Origin of the sequence: Arthrobacter sp. NQ7, from assembly GCF_029581595.2 — a bacterium.
Lineage (GTDB): Bacteria > Actinomycetota > Actinomycetes > Actinomycetales > Micrococcaceae > Arthrobacter > Arthrobacter phenanthrenivorans_B.
This window is the reverse complement of record NZ_JARFXU020000008.1, coordinates 1-19,969: the sequence shown is the minus strand read 5'-3', so window position 1 is coordinate 19,969 and position 19,969 is coordinate 1. Positions and strand designations below refer to the sequence as shown.

Sequence of the window (19,969 nt, the reverse complement as noted above, 5' to 3'; positions counted from 1 at the left end):
GCCGGCCGCCGCCGTCGTACCCCTGCAATCTCCGCCGGGGCGCCGGCGATCCTGCGCAACTTAAGATGAGGCATGGACTTCGAGGACGTGCTCCTGACCGTGGCCGGCGCGGCACTGATTCTGCTGATGGTGGCCGACGTCTTCCACACGCTCCTGTACCCGCACGGCTCGGGTCCGGTGGGCCGGACCATCATGCGCGGGTTCTGGCTGGCATCCAGGAAGCTCAGGGGCGGAGCCTCCACCGTTGCTGCACCGCTGGCCATGGCCGCCGTCATCGCGGCGTGGGCCGCCCTGGCTGCGGTGGGCTGGGCGCTGCTGTACCTCCCGCACCTTCCGGACGGGTTCTCCTACTCGGCCGACGTGCCCCGGCAGGCCGACTTCGCCGAGGCCCTGTATATCTCTCTGGTGGCCCTCTCCACCGCGGGATTCGGCGAGATCGTGGCAACGCATCCCCTGCTGCGGCTGGTAATGGCGTTCCAGGCCGTGGCCGGTTTCGGCCTGCTCACCGCCACCGTCTCGTGGATCCTGCAGACCTACCCCGCCCTGAGCCGGCGGCGCGCGCTGGCCCATCAACTGAACCTCTTCCGGGAGGCGGCCGGCCCGTCCGGCATCGCTTCCCTTGACGCCCGGCACGCGGCTGCCCTGCTGGAATCGATGGCCGGAAACGTGGCCTCCGTGAGCATCGACCTGCTGTCCTTCCACGAGACCTACTATTTCCACGAGGTGGAGCAGCGCGGGTCCCTTCCGGCCACCATCGCCTATGCCCACCGCCTGGCCTCCGATGCCCAGGACAGCGACAACCCCGAGCTTCGGTTCGCCGGGCGGATGCTCTACGCGGCACTGGAGGACCTGGCCGGGGTGCTGCGGGGAAAGTTCGGCCACGTGGGAGACACATCCTCCGATGTGTTCGACCACTACGAGCTGCACCACCGCCACCGGCGCCCTCCCGGGCCACGGCAGTAGCCGCGGTGCCTGGGGCCCGGCTTGCTAGGGTCTGCGTATGGCTTCCCACTTCCACTCCATGGACGACGTCATCAACGAGCCCTGGCGCATCCAATTCGAGTTCTTTATTGACGAGCACCGGGAGATGCTCAACGAGTGCCTGGCCGGGCTCACCGAGGAGCAGGCCCGGCGCCGGCTGGTTCCCTCCCGCACCACCCTGCTGGGGCTGGTGAAGCATGCCACCTTCGTGGAGAAGGTCTGGTTCGACGAAGCCTTCACCGGCCGTCCCCGCAGCGGGATAGGCATCCCCGCCACCCCTGACGAATCGTTCATCCTGGCTGACGGCGACACCATCGCCTCCGTGCGGGCGGCCCACCGGGAGGCCTGCGCCGCATCCCGGGCAGCGGCCGCCCCTCTTGGCCTCGACGACGTAGTGACCGGCAACCGGCGGGGGCCGCTCCCGCTGCGCTGGGTCTACCTCCACATGCTGCGGGAGCTGGCGCAGCACTGCGGGCACGCGGACATCCTGCGCGAACAGATCCTGGCAGCCGAAAATCCGGAGTGACCCCGCCCCGGCGTGAAAGCGGGCGGCTACCTCCGCCGGTGCCCTGACTTGATGTGGATGGGCAGGAAACGCCGCGGGCCCGTCATCTCGCCCCGGTGAGTCAGAGCCACGGCGGCTACCACCAGCCACATGGCAGCCGCCTGCCCCCAGGGGTAGACCTGCTGGGGAACTCCTGGGGTCAGCGGGTTGAGGATGAACTGGAACGCCGCCAGGCTGGCGTGCATCAACGCCGCCACGGAGACGCTCCCCGTGTGCTCATACACCCAGACCATGAGCACCCGGTAGGCCGTCAGCTGGCCGGCCAGCACCGCGGCGACCCACAGCGGCATGAAGACCGTCAGCGGCACGCCCCCGTTCGTCCCGCCGCCGCCCCAGAAGTTCACGAAGAAGTGCCATGCTCCCCACAGCACCCCCACCAAAACCCCTGTCCAAAGAATGCTGTAGTGCTCCCTGGCCCTGGGAATGGCGAAGCCGGTCCAGCCGATCTCCTCGAGCAGCCCGACCACCAGCCCCAGGACGGCGGCCGTGACAAGTGTCCCGGCCCGGTCCGGCTCGGCGGCAATCCGCGGCGCATAGTCCAGGGAGGAGATCCACAGCACCAGCACGGGGACGGCCAGCGTCACGGGAGCGACCAGCAGGGCGAAGAGGTACCAGCGCCCGTCGACGCGCCAGGTGAGCAGCCGGGCCCAAAGGTCCCGGTAGCCTTCCCGCCCCGACAGGATCCCCGTCAGGACCAGGCCGGCCACCGCGGGTCCGAGCAGCATGGCCGGCACAGTGGCGGGGAGGGTGCGCTGGAATTGTTCCGGTGTGGGCGAGAGGCCGCCAGTGACTGCCCAGACGGCCGTCACGATGGCGCCCCAGGACAGGAGGAAGGTCACGGCGAAGTACCACGGCAGCGGGTGCTGACGTACGGAGCCCGCCAGTGGTTGCATGGAATTCCTCCGCCCTTCAGGCCACGAGCCGGGCCACCAGCTCCCCGCGGCTGCCGACGCCGATTTTTTCAAACAGCGACTTCAGGTGGTCGTGCACCGTGTGCGGGGAAATGAACAGGTGCCGGGCGATCTCCGCCGTCGAGCTTCCCGCCAGCACCTCCAGGCACACATCCCGTTCCCGGGCGGTGACCCCGTACGCCATCAACAGCAGGCCGGCGAGGTCGTGGGTGGTGGCCGGTTCCACGGTGACCACCATCTGTTCGGGGTCGTCGCCGGTGATCAGGCGGCTGGCCTGCAGCACCACCCAGCTGTTCCCCGCGTCGCGCATCCTGGCCCGCGCGGTTCCCGATGCCGCGGCAGAGGCCTGCGCCACCACCGAAAACAGCGTCTGGCTGAAGCGGCCAGGGGCAGCCTCCTCCACGTCGGCAAGCCAGGAAGCGGCGGCAGGCGTGGCGGCGCGCAGGTCGCCGTGCCGCCCGGCCAGGACGATCACGGGCCCAACGGCGGCCGGCCCGGCGGGGTGCGCCACCCGGACCGCTGCCCTGGTGGCGGCCGCAAGGGTGGCCGTCACCGCGCCCAGGAATTCCACTTCCCGGTCGGTAAAGTCGGGGCCGCCCTGCCGGAAGATGCTGCCCACTCCCCAGCACAGCTCGTCCACCCGGAAGGCTGCGCGCAGCTCATGGTCAAAGCCCAGCGGCTTGATCAGCTCGTTGATCCGGACGCTGCGCGCCACCTCCCGGTACGGTGCGTCCGAGATCCTGGCGACGGGGTGGGGGCGGCGCAGCAGCTCGGCGAACGTGTTGGGTTCCTGGCCCGTGTATTCGGACTGGGCAAAGCGGAGGAAGTACTCCTCGAACTGGGGCTCCGCCACCGGCCACGGCTTCCAGTTGGTGACGGAGGTCATCACCATGGAGGCGGGGTCGACGCCGGCCCAGCACCCCTGCTCGAACGGCACCTCCCGCTGCACCACGGCGAGCGCCGAGGTGTAGAGGTCAGGCAGGTCCATGCCGCCGGCGGCCAGGGCGGCGATGTCACGCCGGGCACGCTCCGCGCGCTCCTCCCACATACCTCAAGTATCCGCCCGCCGGGCAGCGCGGCAATCCCCCAAACCGGGGGTTTTCCCGTCCGCCGAAACCCCCGGCGAGGGGATCGCGGCCGCCAGTGCCGCCGTCGTATTTTCCCCTTACGGCGCCCCCACCTGGGCGTCCGGATGGACAGGACGGGAGCAAGGGAGGCTGCAATGGGACAGGCACGCGGGGTCATGGACCGGCTGATGGCGGCCATGGCCGCGAAGGACAAGGAGGCACTCGCAGGGTGCTACGCCGCAGAAGCGGCGCTCCGGACCCCGGACCGGGACGGAATCACCGGGCGTGAGGCAATCGCTGGCTACTTCGCCGGTTTCTGGGAGGCCATGCCCGACGTCCGGTACGAGCACGCGGACCGGCACGAGGCCGGGAATGTGGCGATTGATGAAGGCTTCGTGGTGGGGACGAACACCGGGCCGCTGGCCCTGCCCACGGGCGGGACCCTGCCGCCCACCGGGAGGCAGGTCCGGGTGCGCAGCTGCGACGTCGCGACGGTGGAGGACGGGCTCATCACCTCGCATCGCGCCTACTTCGACCAGCTGGAACTCCTGGGCCAGCTCGGGCTGCTGCCCGAGCCGGCCCAGGGGTAAGGGCCTACCCGCTATACGGCGGCAGCCGCGGCGACGTTCGGCGTCTCCTCCGATGCCCCGGCGAGACGGATCCAGGTGTCCACCACGGTATCCGGGTTCAGGGAGACCGAATTGACGCCCTCCTTCACCAGCCATTCGGCAAAGTCCGGGTGGTCGCTGGGACCCTGGCCGCAGATGCCCACGTACTTTTCCCGGGCGCGGCACGCCTTGATGGCCATGCTGAGCAGCTTCTTCACGGCGGCGTCCCGCTCGTCGAAGCTGTTGGCCACGATCGCCGAGTCGCGGTCCAGGCCCAGCGTCAGCTGCGTCATGTCGTTGGAGCCGATGGAGAACCCATCGAAGTACTCCAGGAACTCATCGGCGAGCAGCGCGTTGGACGGCAGTTCGCACATCATGATCACCTCGAGCCCGTTCTCGCCGCGGCGCAGGCCGTTCTCGGCGAGCAGTTCGATGACGCCCTGCGCCTCATCCAGGGTCCGCACGAACGGGATCATCAGCTTGACGTTGGTCAGGCCCATCTCGTTGCGGACGAAGGACAACGCCTCGCACTCAAGGTCGAAGCAGTCCCGGAAGGACGGCTCCAGGTAGCGGGAGGCACCGCGGAAGCCGATCATGGGGTTCTCTTCGTGCGGCTCGTAGGCCGGGCCGCCGATCAGGTTGGCGTATTCGTTGGACTTGAAGTCGGACATCCGGACGATCACGGGCTCCGGGGCGAAGGCGGCGGCGATGGTGGCCACGCCTTCGGCCAGGCGCTTGATGTAGTAGTCGCGCGGGCTGTCGTAGGCGCTGATGCGGTCCCGGATCTCTGCGGCAACGTCCGCCGGCTGGCTGTCCAGGTTCAACAGGGCCTTGGGGTGGATGCCGATCTGCCGGTTGATGATGAATTCCAGCCGGGCCAGTCCCACGCCGTGGTTGGGCAGCTGCGCGAACGTGAAGGCCTGCTCCGGGGTGCCCACGTTCATCATCACCTTCACCGGCGCCTCCGGCAGGTTGGTGATGCCGGTTTCCTCCACGCTGAAGTCCAGCAGCCCCTGGTAGATGGCCCCGGTCTCACCGTCGGCGCAGGACACGGTGACTTCCTGGCCGTCAGAGAGGGCGTCGGTGGCGTTGCCGGTGCCCACGACGGCCGGAATCCCCAGTTCACGGGCGATGATGGCCGCGTGGCAGGTGCGTCCGCCGCGGTTGGTGACGATGGCCGAGGCACGCTTCATGATCGGTTCCCAGTCGGGGTCGGTCATGTCCGCCACCAGGACGTCGCCGGTCTGGAAGGAGGCCATCTGGTCAATGGCGGTCAGGATCCGGACCTTCCCGGCCCCGATCCGCTGGCCGATGGCGCGGCCTTCCACCAGCACCGGGCCGGTGCCGTTGAGGCGGAACCGGCTCATGCTGCCGGGCGCCCGGCGCGACTGCACGGTTTCCGGCCGGGCCTGCAGGATGTACAGGCCGCCGTCGATGCCGTCCTTGCCCCACTCAATGTCCATCGGGCGGCCGTAATGCTTCTCAATGGCGACAGCGTGGCGGGCGAGCTGCTCCACGTCGTCGTCGGTCAGGCTGAAGCGGGCGCGCAGGGAGTCCTCCACCGGCACGAAGTCGATGGTGCGGCCGATCTCGCTGTTGGTGGTGTAGGTCATCTGCAGCGCCTTCTCGCCGAGGCCGCGCTTGAGGATCGCGGGACGGCCGGCGGCCAGGGCGGGCTTGTACACGTAGAACTCGTCCGGGTTCACGGCGCCCTGCACCACGGCTTCGCCCAGCCCGTAGGAGGAGGTGACGAAGACGGCGTCCTGGAACCCCGACTCGGTGTCCATGGTGAACATGACGCCGGACGCGCCGACGTCGGAGCGCACCATCCGCTGGATGCCCGCCGAGAGTGCCACCTCGGCGTGCTCGAACTTGTGGTGCACGCGGTAGGCGATGGCGCGGTCGTTGTAGAGCGAGGCGAAGACGTCCTTGATCGCCTGGAGGATGTTTTCGATCCCGCGGACGTTCAGGAAGGTTTCCTGCTGCCCGGCGAAGGAGGCATCCGGAAGGTCCTCGGCGGTGGCGCTGGAGCGGACGGCCCAGGACAGGTCGGCGGAGCCGGTGTGCTTGTCCACCAGTTGCTGGTACGCCTCGCGCACCTGTGCCTCGAAGTCCGGCAGGAAGGGGGTGTCGCGGACCAGGGCCCGGATTTCCTGGCCGGCGGAGGCCAGGGCGGTCACGTCGTCGGTGTCCAGCCCGACCAGCCGGTCGGCGATTTTCTGGTCCAGGCCCGAGTCGGCGAGGAACCGGCGGTAGGCGTCCGCGGTGGTGGCGAAGCCGTCCGGGACCTGCACGCCGGCGGAGGTGAGGTTCTGCACCATCTCGCCCAGGGAGGCATTCTTGCCGCCCACCTTGTCCAGGTCCTTGAGTCCAAGTTCAGAGAACCACAGAACGTCCGTCGTCATAATTGCTGCTCCTTTGCAGTGGGGTGGCGTAGGCGTGGACCGGCCGCCCACGGTAGTGGGCGGCCGGATGAAAATTCCTGTCAACAGTGGCAGGTTCCCGGCACACTTTCCACATGATGTGCCCCACACCACATCTGTTAAAACATTTGTCAGTGCTTGAGGTTCATCCGCTGCAGGATGGTGGCCGCCATTTCCTCCACGGAGACGGTGGCCGAGTTCAGGTACGGGATCCGGTGCGAGACATACAGCTGCTCGGCGCTGCGCAGCTCGAAACCGCACTGCCGCAGTGACGCGTAAGGCGAGCTGGGGCGCCGTTCGGTACGGATCTGGCTCAGACGCAGCGGGTTGGAGGACAGGCCGAAACACTTCGACACGAACGGCCGCAGCGGCTTGGGCAGCCCGTCCCGCTGGAAGTCCTCATCCACCAGCGGAAAGTTCGCCGCGAAGATCCCGTGCTGCAGCGCCAGGTACATGGTGGTGGGCGTCTTGCCGCACCGGGACGGGGCCACCAGGATCACCTGGGCCTTTTCCAGCGCACGCAAGCTCTGCCCGTCGTCGTGCTCCATCGCGTACTCCACCGCCGCCATCCTGGACTGGTAGCGTGCCGCGTTTCCCAGCCCGTGCGCCCTGCCCGGTTCGCCGCTGGCGGGCGTGCCCAGCGCCTCTTCCAGGACACCCACGTGGGTGCCGATCAGGTCCACGATGACGCCCTTGCAGCCGGCCAGGATCTGCCGGATCTCGCTGCTGACGGCGGTGGAGAAGACCAGCGGCCGGGGCCCGGTGGCGGCCAGGCCGTCGATGGTGCGCACCACGGACCGCGCCTGTTCGGCAGTGGTGATGAACGGGATGGTGACGCGGTCAAAGTCGGCCACCGGGAACTGGGTCAGCAACGTATTGCCCAGCGTTTCCGCGGTGATGCCGGTACTGTCCGAAAGAAAGTAGACAGGCCGTAGAGCAGCAGTGGTCATGGCATCGACTTTAGTGCCCGCCGGAGTCAGGCACCCAAACGGCCGGGACCCGGGGCGGGCAGCCGGGGATGCTCCACCTGCCCGCCGGTGCGTTGGCGTCAGGCCGCTTTGACCGGCGACTTTCCGCCGGAGGACGCGGCCTGGTTTTCGCGGGCCAGGAACGCGGAGAGTTCGCCGATGGTGCTCATGAGCGGGGCCGGGAAGACGACAGTGGTGTTCTTGTCGACGCCGATTTCCACGAGGGACTGCAGGTTCCGGAGCTGCAGCGCGAGCGGGTGGGCCATCATCGTGTCGGAGGCGTCACCGAGGGCAGCTGCCGCGATGGCTTCGCCTTCGGCGGCGATGATCTTCGCCCTCTTTTCACGTTCGGCTTCGGCCTGGCGGGCCATGGCGCGTTTCATGCTGTCAGGCAGTTGGATGTCCTTCAGCTCCACCAGGGTGACCTCCACACCCCATTCGACGGTGAGTACGTCGAGGATTTCGCGGATGTCGCCGTTGATCCGTTCGGTCTCGGACAGGGTCTGGTCCAGCGTGTGGCGGCCCACGACTTTGCGCAGGGTGGTCTGGGCGATCTGGTCGATGGCTGCGGCCACGTTTTCGATCGCGATGACTGACTTCACGGCGTCCACCACACGGTAGTAGGCCACCGCCGAGACATCGACGCTGACGTTGTCCTGCGTGATGATGCCTTGGGACTGGATGGGCATGGTGACGATGCGCAGGCTGACCAGCGGCAGCCGGTCAATGACCGGGATGATCAGGCGCAGGCCTGGATCCCTGACGCCAATAACCCTGCCAAGCCGGAACAGCACGCCCTTTTCGTACTGGCGCACGATCCGGATGGACATCCTGGCAACGACCAGCAGCAGGACCACAAGGACGATTACAACGATGGTGGTGGGGTCCATCAGGATCCCCTCCTGTGGGTGGCGGGACGTGCCGTCGCCGGGCCGGCGCCGTGACAGGTGCCCTGCCTCCATTGTCCCACCAAAAGGCGGCGAGGGCCCTGGGCCCTTGGGCCCGCGGGGAAGCGACCGACCCGGGGCTAGACTGGCCGGGTAAGGACGGATTGGGGGATCCATGGCGGCGCTGCCGCCGTTCCGCTGGTCGGTCGCAGCCAGCGGATCCAAGGACCACCATGACCTTCTTCCAAGACTTCCCCGTCCCTCCCCTGCCGCCGCGGCCGCGGTCTACCAGGCACGTCCCGCCCCCTTGGGTGGCTGCACCCGCGTATGAACTGCCTGCCGTTGTCCATCTCGGCCTGTTCGTGAGCCGGACGCCGGGAATGGTGGTGGCGGTCAAGAGCGCGGACGTGTTCTCCACCGGATGCGTGTTCAACCTGTCCTGGCTGTTCCGCCGGACCGATCAATCCGATAGGGACTGGGACGATTTGCAGCCGCTGTTCTTCCAGCCCGGCAGGGGCTTTCGCGGGCGCAGCGAACGGCATACCGGGTTGATGTTCGGCGTCGAATTTCCTGACGGTTCAAAAGCGAGCACCGGCAGCCAAATTCCCTACGGGCTGGTGGAGCCGGGCACCAACCCGGAGCCTCCGGTCCTCGCCCTGAACGGCGGCGGGGGCGGCGGGGGCGACGAAGAGTTCTCCGGCAGCGGCACCCTCTGGCTGTGGCCGCTTCCGCCTGCCGGCGACCTTCCGCTGGTTTGCCAGTGGACGGATTTCGGCCTGGAGGAAACCTCATTGATGCTCGACGGCGGGGCCTTGCGTCAGGCAGCGGCGTCCGTTCAGCCGTACTGGCCAGAGGAGGAGCGCAGCAATGGGTGACCTTACCGGGCTTGTCCTGTTTGTCCTCGTCGGCGCGGTCTTCTTCTACATCCTGTACGGCGTCATCCGTGCCGGCGTCCGCGACGGGATCCGCCAGGCCGACGAGCGGCGTGCCCGCCGCTCCGGGGAGTACACCCAGCACGGGCAGTAGGCCCCGCCGGCTTCAGGGAACCGGAGCATACTGATCCTATGAACGCGACAGGTGCCGCGCAGTGGCTCCCCTGGCTGGTCCTCATCCCCTGCCTGGCCGTTTGGGGCTACAGCCTAGTGGACTTCAGCCAGACGGACGAACGGGACATGCGGACCTTCGGCCGGGACGTCTGGCTGGTGCTCCTCGTCTTCGGCAGCGTGGTGGGCGGAGTCGCGTGGCTCGTGGCGGGCCGCCCCCGCCGGCCCGATGTCCGTCGTCGCACCTAGCCTGCGGCGGCCTGGACCCGACCGGCCCCCTAGATGGCAGTGACGATGCTTCCGTAGCCCTGCAGGAACATCCGGCGCCCCTGGCCTTCGTCCGTCCAGATCCAGATGATGGCGTAGTCGGACGTCACGGCGTCCACCACGCCGGTGCCGCCCAGGGTGCCTTCGGCGAAGCGGACCCGGTCACCCACCGCCAACCGGGGATGCCTGGTCCGCTTCCTCCTGGGCTTGAGGGCGGTTTGCCCTGCCGTTGCAGGGTCTGACGGGCAGGTACTGACGTGCTGGCGCATGATCTTCCTCAGGGCTCGCGGGCGGACGGTCAGCTCATTACGACCCTGCCCGCTGCTCCCAGGTCACGCGCTGGGCGTGGTGGAAAAAGACTAACGCGGCGGCGCCCGTTTGGGCACCGCCGCGTCCTTTCACACCGAGTGTGACTGGTTCATCCCGTCACCTGCTGGATGGTCAGTCCAGGCAGGTCAATCCGGGAAGACTCAGTCCAGCGCCGCCACGGAGCCCAGCGCATCCCAGGCGAAGCTGGCCAGCCAGTGGGTGGACATGAAGTCGCCGCTCTCCAGCCCGCGGAGGCCGGCCTTCAACAGCGGGTCCAGGGCCTCGTTGAGCACGGCCGCCGAGGCGGCGGCCTCCGATGTGGAGGATTCGCGGAGCGTAGCGATGATCCGGGCCACCTGCCCGGCGCGGGTCAGGTTCAGGCCATGCAGGTGCACCAGGTAGCCGTCCGTCTCATCCGTCACGCCCACCGGCTGCAGGATTCGCGACTCCGCGGTGAGGTTTGGCAGGAACCCGGCGAACCAGTCGGCGAACCCGTCAGCCGTCAGGACACGGCGCATCAGGTCCGCCTCGCTCAGGCCGGCGGAGAGGAAGTCCTGCCCGCTGAGCTCCCAGTCGCCCGGCCAGCCGCGGTCGTTTCCAAACCACGACCGGGCCGCTTCCTCGCAGGCCGCGGCAGCATCAGCCCGGCCCAGCGACCGGAACGCATCCAGCATGTAGCCCACGCCGAAGGCGGCGTTGGTGTGCAGCCCGTGCCGCACGGGATACTGCGCCTTGGCCATCCAGGCCGCACTGAGGTCTGCCACGGCATCCACCAGGGGATCCAGGGCGGCGCCCCATTCGCGGATCTCCGCATCCGGGGACGCGGAGCAGGTGGCGGCCAGCCGCATCAGCCACGCCCAGCCGTACGGCCGCTCCCAGGACGGGTTGGCCAGCAGGTAGTCCCGTTCCACCGCCAGCTTGGCGGGCGTCAGGTTGGCGCCCAGCGCCTGGCGCAGTGACGCAGCGGTGGAGCTGTCCACCCAGGCCGCCGCGCCGCCGTCGGACGCCTTTCCGGTCCCTTGCTGCGCGGCACCCAGCAGGCTGGCACCCAGCCAGTGCATGTGGACGCAGGAGTGCCAGTCGAAGGAGGTGTAGAAGGCGGGGTGGATTTCCTCCGGGATGGGCCGGTCCTGGGCGGACACCTGGGTGTGGTGGGCCGAGTGCGGGAAGGGCTCGGAGAGGTTGCCCAGCACCACGGCTGCGTAGTCCGGTGCCGCCTGTGCGCGAAGGTCGTTGTCCATCATGCTCCTTTGAAGGCCAGGGTGGGTGGAAAGGGTTAGTGGAAGGCCAGGAAGTACATCAGTGCGATGTTGACCGCCAGCAGCGGAATGGCCGTGCCCACCTGCGCCGTGATGACGCCGTATTTGTTCTTCATTTCCAGCAGCGCGGAGGGCACCAGGTTGAAGTTGGCGGCCATGGGCGTGCAGAGGGTGCCGCAGAAACCGGCGAGCATGCCGATGGCGAAGACGATCGCCGGGTCGCCGTGGAAGGTCTCCACCAGCACGGGCCAGCCGATGGCCGCGGTCATGATGGGGAAGGCTGCGAAGCCGTTGCCCATCAGCACGGTGAACAGGAACATGCCCACGCAGTACACGATCACGCCGGCGATCAGCGAGCCTTTGGGCAGCAGGCCGGAGGCCAGGGTGCCCACGGCGGTGCCCACGCCGGCCTTGGTGAACAGGATGCCCAGCGTGGTGAGCATCTGCGGCAGCAGCGCCGCCCAGCCGATGGATTCGAGGATCCGGCGGCTTTCGAAGATGGGCGTCGCCGGGTTCTTGGGCTTGAGGATGACCAGGGCGACGACGACGGCGGCCACGGCACCGATGGCCAGGGCTACCAGCGTGGTGTTCTTGGGGTCGAGCAGCGGGGTGCCGCCGATGGACAGCACGGGGGCGGCGAGCACGAGGATGACGGTGACCAGGGGCAGCGTCAGGGCCGGAATGAAGAGCTTGTTGCCGAAGCGCTTGGCGAAGGCCTCCCGCTCGTGGACGGTGGAGGTGCGGTGCTTGCCGTGGCCCAGCAGGCCGGTGGAGGCCAGCACCACCAGGATCAGGACGGCGATGCCCAGGATCCAGCCGGGTGCTGTGCCTGCCTGCACCCAGGTGCTGTAGAAGAAGCACAGGCCCAGCAGGCCCCAGAAGGCCGAGCTGCCCCAGCGGCGGGGGTGTTTGGTGTCGGCGGCAATCAATGATGCCCAGGCGACGAACAGAATGCCGATCAGCCAGTAGACGGCTTCAACGTTGATCATTTGGCTTCTCCTGCGGTTTCCTTCTGGGCGGTGAGCTCGTAGTCGCGGTATTCCTTGTCCAGCTGCTTGTCCAGGCGCAGCAGCCGGAAGCCGTGGATGAGGAAGGCCGCGATGGCGGTGGGGATGGCCCAGAGGGCCAGCTGAAGCGGTTCCAGGTGCAGGTGGTAGGTGGTGTCCACGAACGTGGTGATCAGCAGGATGGAGCCGACGGCCACGAACACGTCTTCGCCGAAGAACACGCCCACGTTGTCCGCACCGGCGGAGTGCCCCTTGATCTTCTCGCTGATCTTCTCCGGCACATGGCCGTAGCGGCGCAGCGCGGCGCCCTCGGCCATGGGGAACACCAGCGGGCGGACCGTCTGGGCGTGGCCGCCGATGCTGTTCAGGCCCACCGCGGCGGTGATCTGGCGGACGGCCAGGTAGCCGATCAGGACGCGGCCTGCCGTGAGCTTGGCGAGCCGGCCGATGAGGACCTTGGCCTGCTCCTGCAGCCCGAAGAACTCGATGATGCCCACCACCGGCAGCACCGCCACGAAGATGGTGACGGAGCGGCTGCTGGCGAAGCCGGTGCCGAACGAGTCGAGGATCTGCGCGGGGTTCATCCCGCCCAGGAGTGCGGTGACGATGCCGGCGACGGTGACGACAATCAGGGGGTTCAGGCGGATGGCGAAGCCAACGATCACCAGCAGCACCCCGATGAGTACAAGCATGATTATCCCTTCCCAGGGGACCCGTGACGGGTCTGCGAAAGTGGGGGCCGGCGCGTCCATGGGTTGGTCAAGTGGGGGTGACGGCGCCGAGGGGCGGGAGCCCCTGTCACGTTGGGGCTGCAGGGTTAAGTGAGCTGCAGAACAACGGTGTGATCTAAAGCATAGCTTTTTGTTCAACAATCCTGCAACCCCCCTTTTTGGGGAAGGGTTGGCTAGCGGCCGACGGCGTCGAGCAGCTGGGCCTCGGCGCGGTCCAGGTAGGCGGCCAGGAAGTCCGCTGCCGCGGCGAGTTCCCCGGTCTCCAGGAGTTCCACGATCTTCGCGTTGTCCTCCACGTAGGGTTCGTGGAAGGCGGGGTTGGCGGCCATGGAGTGGAACACCAGCCGCATCTCGGCCAGCACCTGGTCCATCAGGCTGTTGAGCCGCTCGCTTCCGGCGCGGTCAACGATGGCTCGGTGGAAGTCCTGGTTGGCTCCGGCCATGCCGGGGATGTCCCCCTCCGCGGCGGCGGCCCTGGCGGCCTTGATGATGCCCGCCAGGACCTCCGTCGGGGCGTCGCGGGACCAGAGCACCGCGGCGGGCTCCAGGAACCGCCGGACACGGTAGATTTCGCGGATATCGTCAGCGGTGGGGTGCGCCACGAACACGCCGCGGTTGGGGATCCGGGTGACGATGTGCTCGGCATGGAGCGCCGTGAAGGCTTCCCGGAGCGTGTTCCGGGACACGCCAAGTGCCTCCCGGAGGGCTTCCTCCGCGAGCTTGGAACCGGGCTTGAGCTGGCCGGCCGCGATCCTGCTGCGGAGCTGGGCGGCCACCCACAAGCCGGTTTCGGCGTGCTTGGTGGTTCTGGCCTGGGCTTGGAGATCGGCCAGTACCTCGTCAAACGTCATGGCACCACGATATCCGGCAGGACACCGGTACCCTGTCCGCACGGGACGTATTCCGCCATCATGGTGACCATGACGTGGCTTGACGGCCTCCGGTTCGACCCGATAGCCCCGCTGCTGTCGAGCGGTCACCCTGCCGTGCGCTCCTGGGCCGTCCGCGAGCTGGTCGCCGGGCCGGGAGGGCTGCCAGCCGCTCCCGCGGGTGCGCCGGACGAGGCACTCTGGGACCTTCCGGTCCCCCGCCGGATCCTGCGGCACCAAGCGGCGGATGGGTCGTGGGCCTATCCGGGAAAACGGCCCCGGGACCGCATGGACTACGACCTGCTGGAGACCTACCGGCAACTCGGGTTCCTCGTCGAGATGTTCGGGCTCACCCGCCGGCATCGGGCCATCGCCGCGGCCGCCGGTTATGTGCTTTCACACCAGTCCGGGCTGGGTGACCTTCGGGGGATTTACGGCAACCAGGTGTCTCCCAACTACACGGGGGCCCTCATCGGGCTCCTGTGCAAAGCGGGATACGGCGACGACCCTCGTGTAGAACGCGCGTTCAGCTGGCTTGAGGCGTCGCGGCAGGACGACGGCGGCTGGGCCCTTCCCATCCGCACCCGTGGGAGGAATCTGGACGCGCTGGACGAGCCGCAGACCATTCCCGGCGATCCGGCGCAGCCGTTCTCGCACCTGATCACCGGGGTGGTGCTCAGGGCCTATGCTGCCCATCCCGCGCACAGCGCAAGCACCTCCGCACAGAGGGCCGCGGAAATGCTGGCGGCCCGCTTCTTTGAGCCGGACGCCTATCCTGACAAGGGCCGCGTCTCCGACTGGACCGAGTTCTGCTTTCCCTTCTGGATGACGGACCTCGTTTCCGCCCTCGACGCCATCAGCATCATCCGCCCCGGCCTGCGAACGGAAAAAACCAACCAGGCGCGCGACTGGCTCTCCGCGCACCAGGAACCGTCAGGGCTCTTCACCGGCCACCTGCTCCGGGACAGGTTCCACGACCTCCAGCTCTGGTTCAGCCTGGCGGTGTGCCGCGTGTTCGCGCGGATGCCCTCGTGACGTGCGCTTAGGAGATGGTGGTGAGCACCTGCCCGGGCCCGACGGCGTCTCCGGCCGCGGCGTACAGCTCACCGACGGTCCCGGCGCGGTGTGCGGCCACGGCCGTCTCCATCTTCATGGCTTCGAGCACCAGTACCGCTTCGCCTTCCTCGACGCTGGCCCCGGGTTCAGCCAGCCACTTGACCACGGTGCCGGCCATGGTGGCCAGCAGGTCGCCGTCGTTCTTCTCCGGCAGCGTCTCCCCGCTGGCGTCCTGGCCTTCCGCACTCCGCCGGCCACCGCCGTCGAGCAAAGAATCCAGCAGCGCCTTGGGCAGTCCCAGCTCCATCCGCTTGCCGTCCACCTCGATGCCGATGGTCCGGCGGGGTTCATCCGGCGCGGCCGGGCTGAAGGCCGGGTCCGCGTCCAGGGCGGTGGCGAATTCGTTCTCGATCCAGGTGGTGTAGGTGTCCAGCCGGTCCTCGCGGGTGAAGTCCGGCGCCCCGACCACTGCCCGGTGGAAGGGCAGCACGGTGGCCAGTCCGCCGATCCGGAACTCCTGCAGGGCGCGGCGGGCACGCCGAAGGGCCTGCTGGCGGTCTGCACCGGTGACCACCAGCTTGGCCAGCAGCGAGTCGAACTGCCCGGGCACCGTAGAGCCGGCACGGACGCCCGTATCCAGCCGGATCCCGGGCCCGGTGGGCACCTCGAAGGATTCCACGGTCCCGGGCGAGGGCAGGAATCCGCGGCCCGGATCCTCGGCGTTGATGCGGAATTCGAAGGCGTGGCCGCGCGGCTCCGGGTCCTCCAGGACGGGGAGCTGCTCCCCCGCCGCGATGGCCAGCTGGGCAGCCACCAGGTCCACGCCGGAGGTCTCCTCGGTGATCGGGTGCTCCACCTGCAGCCGCGTGTTGACCTCCAGGAAGCTGAGGAAACCGGAGCCGTCCAGCAGGTACTCCACGGTGCCGGCACCGACATATCCGGCCTCCCGGCAGATGGCCTTGGCAGAGGCATGGATGGCGGCCCGCTGGTCCGGCGTGAGGAATGGCGCGGGGGCTTCCTCCACGAGTTTCTGGTGGCGGCGCTGCAGCGAGCAGTCGCGTGTGCCCACCACCACCACGTTGCCGTGCGTGTCCGCGATGACCTGTGCCTCCACGTGCCGGGGGCGGTCCAGGAATTTCTCCACGTAGCACTCGCTGCGGCCAAAGGCTGCAAGGGACTCGCGGACCGCCGAGTCGAAGCTTTCCTCGATATCGGCCAGGTTCCGGACCACTTTGAGGCCGCGTCCGCCGCCGCCGAAGGCAGCCTTGATGGCAACGGGGAGGCCCACCTGCTCGGCGAAGGCACGGACCTCGGCGGCGCTGTCCACGGGCCCGTCACTGCCGGGTGCCAGCGGGGCGCCGGCCCGGACGGCCACCTCGCGGGCGCTGACCTTGTCGCCCAGCAGGCGGATGGTGTCCGGGGAGGGGCCGATCCAGGTCAGGCCGGCGTCCAGCACGGCCTGGGCAAAGCCTGCGTTCTCGGACAGGAAGCCGTAGCCGGGGTGGACGGCGTCGGCGCCGCTCTTGGCCGCAATGGCCAGGATCTTGTCGATGTCCAGGTAGGTTTCCTGGGGCCTGGATCCGGCCAGCGAGTACGCCTCCGTGGCTGCTGAGACGTGCAGCGCATCGGCGTCGGGGTCGGCGTAGACGGCCACGCTTTCCAGGCCTGCGTCGTCGCAGGCACGGGCGATCCGGACCGCGATCTCGCCGCGGTTGGCTATGAGGACTTTACGCATGGGGGCTTTCCTTAGCTGTTTCGGGCAGTTCTGCCGGGGGTGCTGCAACGGTGAACCGCACGGCGGCGCCCGGGGGAAGTTGGGCCGCCTTGTCCAGGTCCGCGTGGACGACGACGGCGATCACCGGGTATCCGCCCGTCACCGGGTGGTCGGAGAGGAAGAGGACAGGCTGGCCTTCCGGCGGCACCTGGATGGCGCCCCGGACCGTTCCTTCGCTGGCCAGTTCACCGCCGCGGCTCCGGGTGAGGGCGTTGCCGTTGAGGCGCAGTCCGATCCGGTTGGACTGCGGCGTGACGGTCCAGTCCTGTTCCAGGAAGTCCTGCAGGGTTTGGGCACTGAACCAGTCCTGCCGGGGTCCGGGCACCACGCGGAGCACGGTTGCCGCGGACTGGTCCGGAAGGGGTGACGACTCGGGGTGGCCCACAATGCTGCCCGGCTTCGGTGCGAGCACGGGAAGGATGGTTCCAGCCTGGAGCGGTTCGGGCCCGATCCCGGACATGGTATCCGTGGACCGGCTCCCCAGCGCGTCGGGGCCGCCGATCCCGCCGCGGACGCCGAGGTAGCAGCGGAGCCCTGCCGTCGGGTTTCCCACCGTCAGCCTCTCCCCTGCCAGCAGCGCGAAGGGGGCGCCGCACCCGGGGTGCCGGGCCGCCATCGTACCTGCTGCCGCGTCTTCCGGCGGCGTGATCCCAAGTGGAACCTCTGCGCCGGTGACGGCCAGTACCTGGTCCGAGAGGGCCTCGAGTTCCAGGCCGCCGAAGAGGAGTTCGATGCCGGCCGCGTCCTCGGCGTTGCCCACCAGGCGGTTGGCGCGGCGGAGGGCCGCCCGGTCCATGGCGCCGGCGCTGCTGACGCCGAGGGAGGCGTAGCCCGGGCGGCCCAGGTCCTGGATGGTGGCCTGGAGTCCCGGCTTCCGGACGGCAAGCCCTGCGGTTGCGGGGTCTGTTCCCGCGGTGCTGGCCGCGTCCGGCCCGCGCTGTTCGGTCACAGCGTGGTCGGTCACGGTGGCCTGCGCCCGCACCGCGTTGAAACGGACCGTGTCGCCCGGCCGGATCAGGGCCGGGTTTTCTTGGTCCAGGTCCCACATGGCTGCTTCGGTCCGGCCGATCAGCTGCCAGCCGCCGGGCGACTGCCGGGGGTAGACCGCCGAGTACGCGCCGCCCAGTGCCACTGCACCGGCGGGCACAGCCGTCCTCGGTGAGTGGCGCCGCGGCACTTCCAGGCGGGAATCTTCGCCCGTGAGGTAGGCGAAGCCGGGGGCGAAGCCGGCAAAGGCGGCGGTCCAGAGCTGGCCTGTGTGGGCGGCAACGACTCCCTGGCGGTCCAGCCCGGTGAGCTTCGCGACCTCGTCCAGGTCCTCGCCGTCGTACACCACGTCGATGGTGACCAGCGTGCTCTCGGTGCCGGCCGGGGCTTCCAGGTCGATGCTGCGCACGTGAGTGGCCAGGGCCCGTGCCGCGTGGGGCGAGTCCGCGGTGATGAGGACGGTCCGGGCTGCGGCAATGACGTCAACCTGCCCCGGCTGGGGGTGTGCGGTGAGTTGCGCCTGGAGACTGAGGACGGAGTCCAGGGTGGGGAGCTCCACCAGGATGGCGCAGTCTCCGGCGGCCCGGACACCGGTCAGTGCGGCGTGTGGCGGCTTCTGTGCCTGCTGCTGTGTGGTGGGCATGGCTAGGCGAAACTTTGGATCTGGATGCCGGCGTCCAGCAGCGCGGCGCGGACGGCGGCGGCCATGGCAACGGCACCCGGCGTGTCACCGTGCAGGCAGATGCTTTCGGCCTTGACCTGTACCAGCGAGCCGTCGATGGCCCGGACCACGCCGTCCCCGGCCAGGCGCAGGACATGTTCGACGACGTCCTCCACCTTGTGCAGCACGGCGCCGGGCTCGCGGCGGGACACCAGGGTGCCGTCCGGGTTGTAGGCGCGGTCGGCGAAGGCTTCGGCCACGGTCCGCAGCCCGGCGGCGTCGGCCTGGCGCTGGATCTCGGAGTTGGGGAGGACCATGAGGGGCAGGGTGGGGTCCACGGCCAGGATGGCGGCGACGACGGCGCCGGCCTGCTGGGGGTGGTTGACGATGGTGTTGTACAGGGCGCCGTGGGGCTTGATGTAGCGCACGGCGGTCCCTGCGGCGAGGGCAACGGCCTGGACCGCGCCGATTTGGTAGACGACGTCTGCGGTGAGTTCCGCCGGAGTCATGTCCACGAAGCGGCGGCCAAAGCCGGCGAGGTCGCGGTAGCCGGGGTGGGCGCCCACGGTGACGCCGGCTTTCACGGCGGCCTGGCACGTGGCCATGATGCCCACGGGGTCGCCCGCGTGGAAGCCGCAGGCTACGTTGGCGCTGGAAACACTCTCGAAAATGGCGGCGTCGTCGCCGAAGGACCAGTTCCCAAAGGACTCGCCGACGTCGCTGTTCAGGTCGATGCTGGGCATTGTGATCTCCGTCTCGGATTGCTGTTCATCCAAGAATGCCCTAAAAACTCGGATTGTTCAACAATCTGCCCTCCCCTGTTTCAACAACCCCCTGCGACGCGCCATCACCTCCTGCCGGTTTCCCCGCGACGCGCCACCACCTCCTGCCGGTTTCCCGGGATGCGGGATCACATCCTGGGTTTCCAGGGGGTGCGTGATCAGTTCCTGCCGGCTTCCTCGGTTGCACCGTCCGTTAGGGCTGGTATCCGGTTGGTCCGGGACGGTATCTGAGGGTGCAGTTCGGGGTCCCCGGCCTGGCAAGCGGCCTGGGCAATGGGGTCTGCTGCGATGGGGGCTAGCAGGTTTTGTTAGTGCGGGCGATGCCCAGCGGTGGTTGGTGTGTTAAATGTGGGAGGCCCCAACCTGTGGTTGGGGCCTCGACCATGTAATGATGTTCCGGCGGTGACCTACTCTCCCACACCCTCCCGGGTGCAGTACCATCGGCGCTGTGGGTCTTAGCTTCCGGGTTCGGAATGGGACCGGGCGTTTCCCCCACGCTATGACCGCCGTAACCCTTCTACCCGCACCGCCCGTCACATGGTGTGGGGGTGGGGAAATCTTGTGGTTACAACTCGCTGACCTGTTGAGGACAGCGTTTGGTGGTGTTGTTATTCAATTGTTTGGTTCCTGTAACCGGTACCCCGGGTGGGGGTTGTTGGTTGGGAACCACATAGTGGACGCAAGCAGAATGTTGTATGTATCTGTGTGGTGTAAGTTGTTGGCCTATTAGTACCGGTCAGCTTCACGAGTCGTTAGTCCTCGCTTCCACATCCGGCCTATCAACCCAGTGGTCTGGCTGGGGGCCTCTCACACA

General features: G+C 68.4%; 20 protein-coding genes and 1 rRNA gene. 7 read left to right on the top strand and 14 right to left on the bottom strand.

The genetic code is table 11. The annotated features are described in order from the left end of the window. Positions 1-72: 72 nt before the first annotated feature. Together PUN71_RS10560 and PUN71_RS10555 are read left to right on the top strand one after the other, a co-directional pair. Complete coding sequence (locus PUN71_RS10560; RefSeq protein WP_277798357.1) at positions 73-963, top strand: potassium channel family protein; 891 nt, start codon at positions 73-75, stop codon at positions 961-963. Positions 964-1,000: 37 nt separating this feature from the next. After that, on the top strand, positions 1,001-1,507 hold the full coding sequence (locus tag PUN71_RS10555) for a DinB family protein (protein ID WP_277798356.1): 507 nt from the start codon (positions 1,001-1,003) through the stop codon (positions 1,505-1,507). A gap of 26 nt (positions 1,508-1,533) precedes the next feature. Here PUN71_RS10555 and PUN71_RS10550 read toward each other — a convergent pair whose 3' ends face one another. Both PUN71_RS10550 and PUN71_RS10545 read right to left on the bottom strand, forming a co-directional pair. After that, positions 1,534-2,439: a CPBP family intramembrane glutamic endopeptidase gene (locus PUN71_RS10550; RefSeq protein WP_277798355.1), complete on the bottom strand. Its 906-nt coding sequence runs from the start codon at positions 2,437-2,439 to the stop codon at positions 1,534-1,536. Between the two features lie 16 nt (positions 2,440-2,455). Then, on the bottom strand, positions 2,456-3,505 hold the full coding sequence (locus PUN71_RS10545; protein ID WP_277798354.1) for a helix-turn-helix transcriptional regulator: 1,050 nt from the start codon (positions 3,503-3,505) through the stop codon (positions 2,456-2,458). Between the two features lie 174 nt (positions 3,506-3,679). Between PUN71_RS10545 and PUN71_RS10540 the strand changes: the two genes are divergently transcribed. Continuing rightward, positions 3,680-4,114, top strand: coding sequence for a nuclear transport factor 2 family protein (locus PUN71_RS10540; RefSeq protein WP_277798353.1), 435 nt, complete (start codon positions 3,680-3,682; stop codon positions 4,112-4,114). 11 nt (positions 4,115-4,125) lie between these two features. Here the strand turns inward: PUN71_RS10540 and ppsA are convergent, their stop codons facing one another. From ppsA to PUN71_RS10525, 3 genes are all read right to left on the bottom strand, one after another. After that, positions 4,126-6,537, bottom strand: coding sequence for a phosphoenolpyruvate synthase (gene ppsA / locus PUN71_RS10535; protein ID WP_277798352.1), 2,412 nt, complete (start codon positions 6,535-6,537; stop codon positions 4,126-4,128). 149 nt (positions 6,538-6,686) lie between these two features. Then, positions 6,687-7,505: a pyruvate, water dikinase regulatory protein gene (locus PUN71_RS10530; RefSeq protein WP_043448754.1), complete on the bottom strand. Its 819-nt coding sequence runs from the start codon at positions 7,503-7,505 to the stop codon at positions 6,687-6,689. Positions 7,506-7,603: 98 nt separating this feature from the next. Next, complete coding sequence (locus tag PUN71_RS10525; protein WP_277798465.1) at positions 7,604-8,413, bottom strand: slipin family protein; 810 nt, start codon at positions 8,411-8,413, stop codon at positions 7,604-7,606. A gap of 308 nt (positions 8,414-8,721) precedes the next feature. Between PUN71_RS10525 and PUN71_RS10520 the strand changes: the two genes are divergently transcribed. Genes PUN71_RS10520 through PUN71_RS10510 form a run of 3 tightly spaced genes read left to right on the top strand, consistent with a single transcriptional unit; the run spans position 8,722 to position 9,702 of the window. Continuing rightward, a complete protein-coding gene (locus PUN71_RS10520; RefSeq protein WP_277798351.1) occupies positions 8,722-9,285 on the top strand; it encodes a hypothetical protein in 564 nt (187 codons plus the stop codon). Then, the gene (locus PUN71_RS10515) at positions 9,278-9,436 is read left to right on the top strand and encodes a hypothetical protein (RefSeq protein WP_167562143.1); all 159 of its coding nucleotides are present in this window, start codon (positions 9,278-9,280) and stop codon (positions 9,434-9,436) included. The genes PUN71_RS10520 and PUN71_RS10515 overlap by 8 nt, the downstream gene beginning before the upstream one ends. Positions 9,437-9,474: 38 nt before the next feature. Then, positions 9,475-9,702: a PLDc N-terminal domain-containing protein gene (locus PUN71_RS10510; protein WP_277798350.1), complete on the top strand. Its 228-nt coding sequence runs from the start codon at positions 9,475-9,477 to the stop codon at positions 9,700-9,702. A 29-nt stretch (positions 9,703-9,731) separates the two neighbouring features. On the opposite strand, the gene PUN71_RS10505 is transcribed toward PUN71_RS10510, so the two are convergent. The 5 genes from PUN71_RS10505 to PUN71_RS10485 all read right to left on the bottom strand — a co-directional run bounded on the left by PUN71_RS10505 (position 9,732) and on the right by PUN71_RS10485 (position 13,877). Next, complete coding sequence (locus tag PUN71_RS10505) at positions 9,732-9,989, bottom strand: hypothetical protein (RefSeq protein ID WP_277798349.1); 258 nt, start codon at positions 9,987-9,989, stop codon at positions 9,732-9,734. A 201-nt stretch (positions 9,990-10,190) separates the two neighbouring features. Continuing rightward, complete coding sequence (locus PUN71_RS10500) at positions 10,191-11,270, bottom strand: DUF2891 family protein (RefSeq protein ID WP_277798348.1); 1,080 nt, start codon at positions 11,268-11,270, stop codon at positions 10,191-10,193. 35 nt (positions 11,271-11,305) lie between these two features. After that, the gene (locus PUN71_RS10495) at positions 11,306-12,277 is read right to left on the bottom strand and encodes a DUF979 domain-containing protein (protein WP_043448744.1); all 972 of its coding nucleotides are present in this window, start codon (positions 12,275-12,277) and stop codon (positions 11,306-11,308) included. Then, positions 12,274-12,987, bottom strand: a complete 714-nt coding sequence (locus tag PUN71_RS10490; protein WP_043448742.1) for a DUF969 domain-containing protein — start codon at positions 12,985-12,987, stop codon at positions 12,274-12,276. Before PUN71_RS10490 ends, PUN71_RS10495 begins: the two co-directional genes overlap by 4 nt. Before the next feature lie 212 nt (positions 12,988-13,199). Further along, positions 13,200-13,877 carry a GntR family transcriptional regulator gene (locus PUN71_RS10485; RefSeq protein WP_043448737.1) on the bottom strand — a complete coding sequence of 226 codons (678 nt, stop codon included), beginning with the start codon at positions 13,875-13,877 and terminating at the stop codon, positions 13,200-13,202. Between the two features lie 69 nt (positions 13,878-13,946). Here PUN71_RS10485 and PUN71_RS10480 point away from each other — a divergent pair, with 69 nt between their 5' ends. After that, on the top strand, positions 13,947-14,930 hold the full coding sequence (locus PUN71_RS10480; RefSeq protein WP_277798347.1) for a prenyltransferase/squalene oxidase repeat-containing protein: 984 nt from the start codon (positions 13,947-13,949) through the stop codon (positions 14,928-14,930). Between the two features lie 7 nt (positions 14,931-14,937). Here the strand turns inward: PUN71_RS10480 and PUN71_RS10475 are convergent, their stop codons facing one another. From PUN71_RS10475 to rrf, 4 genes are all read right to left on the bottom strand, one after another. Beyond that, on the bottom strand, positions 14,938-16,686 hold the full coding sequence (locus PUN71_RS10475; protein WP_277798346.1) for an acetyl/propionyl/methylcrotonyl-CoA carboxylase subunit alpha: 1,749 nt from the start codon (positions 16,684-16,686) through the stop codon (positions 14,938-14,940). Beyond that, positions 16,679-18,355: a 5-oxoprolinase subunit B/C family protein gene (locus PUN71_RS10470; protein WP_277798345.1), complete on the bottom strand. Its 1,677-nt coding sequence runs from the start codon at positions 18,353-18,355 to the stop codon at positions 16,679-16,681. Before PUN71_RS10470 ends, PUN71_RS10475 begins: the two co-directional genes overlap by 8 nt. 2 nt (positions 18,356-18,357) lie before the next feature. Next, on the bottom strand, positions 18,358-19,116 hold the full coding sequence (locus tag PUN71_RS10465) for a LamB/YcsF family protein (RefSeq protein WP_277798344.1): 759 nt from the start codon (positions 19,114-19,116) through the stop codon (positions 18,358-18,360). 433 nt (positions 19,117-19,549) lie between these two features. Beyond that, positions 19,550-19,666, bottom strand: a 5S ribosomal RNA gene (gene rrf, locus PUN71_RS10460). Between the last annotated feature and the right edge of the window lie 303 nt (positions 19,667-19,969).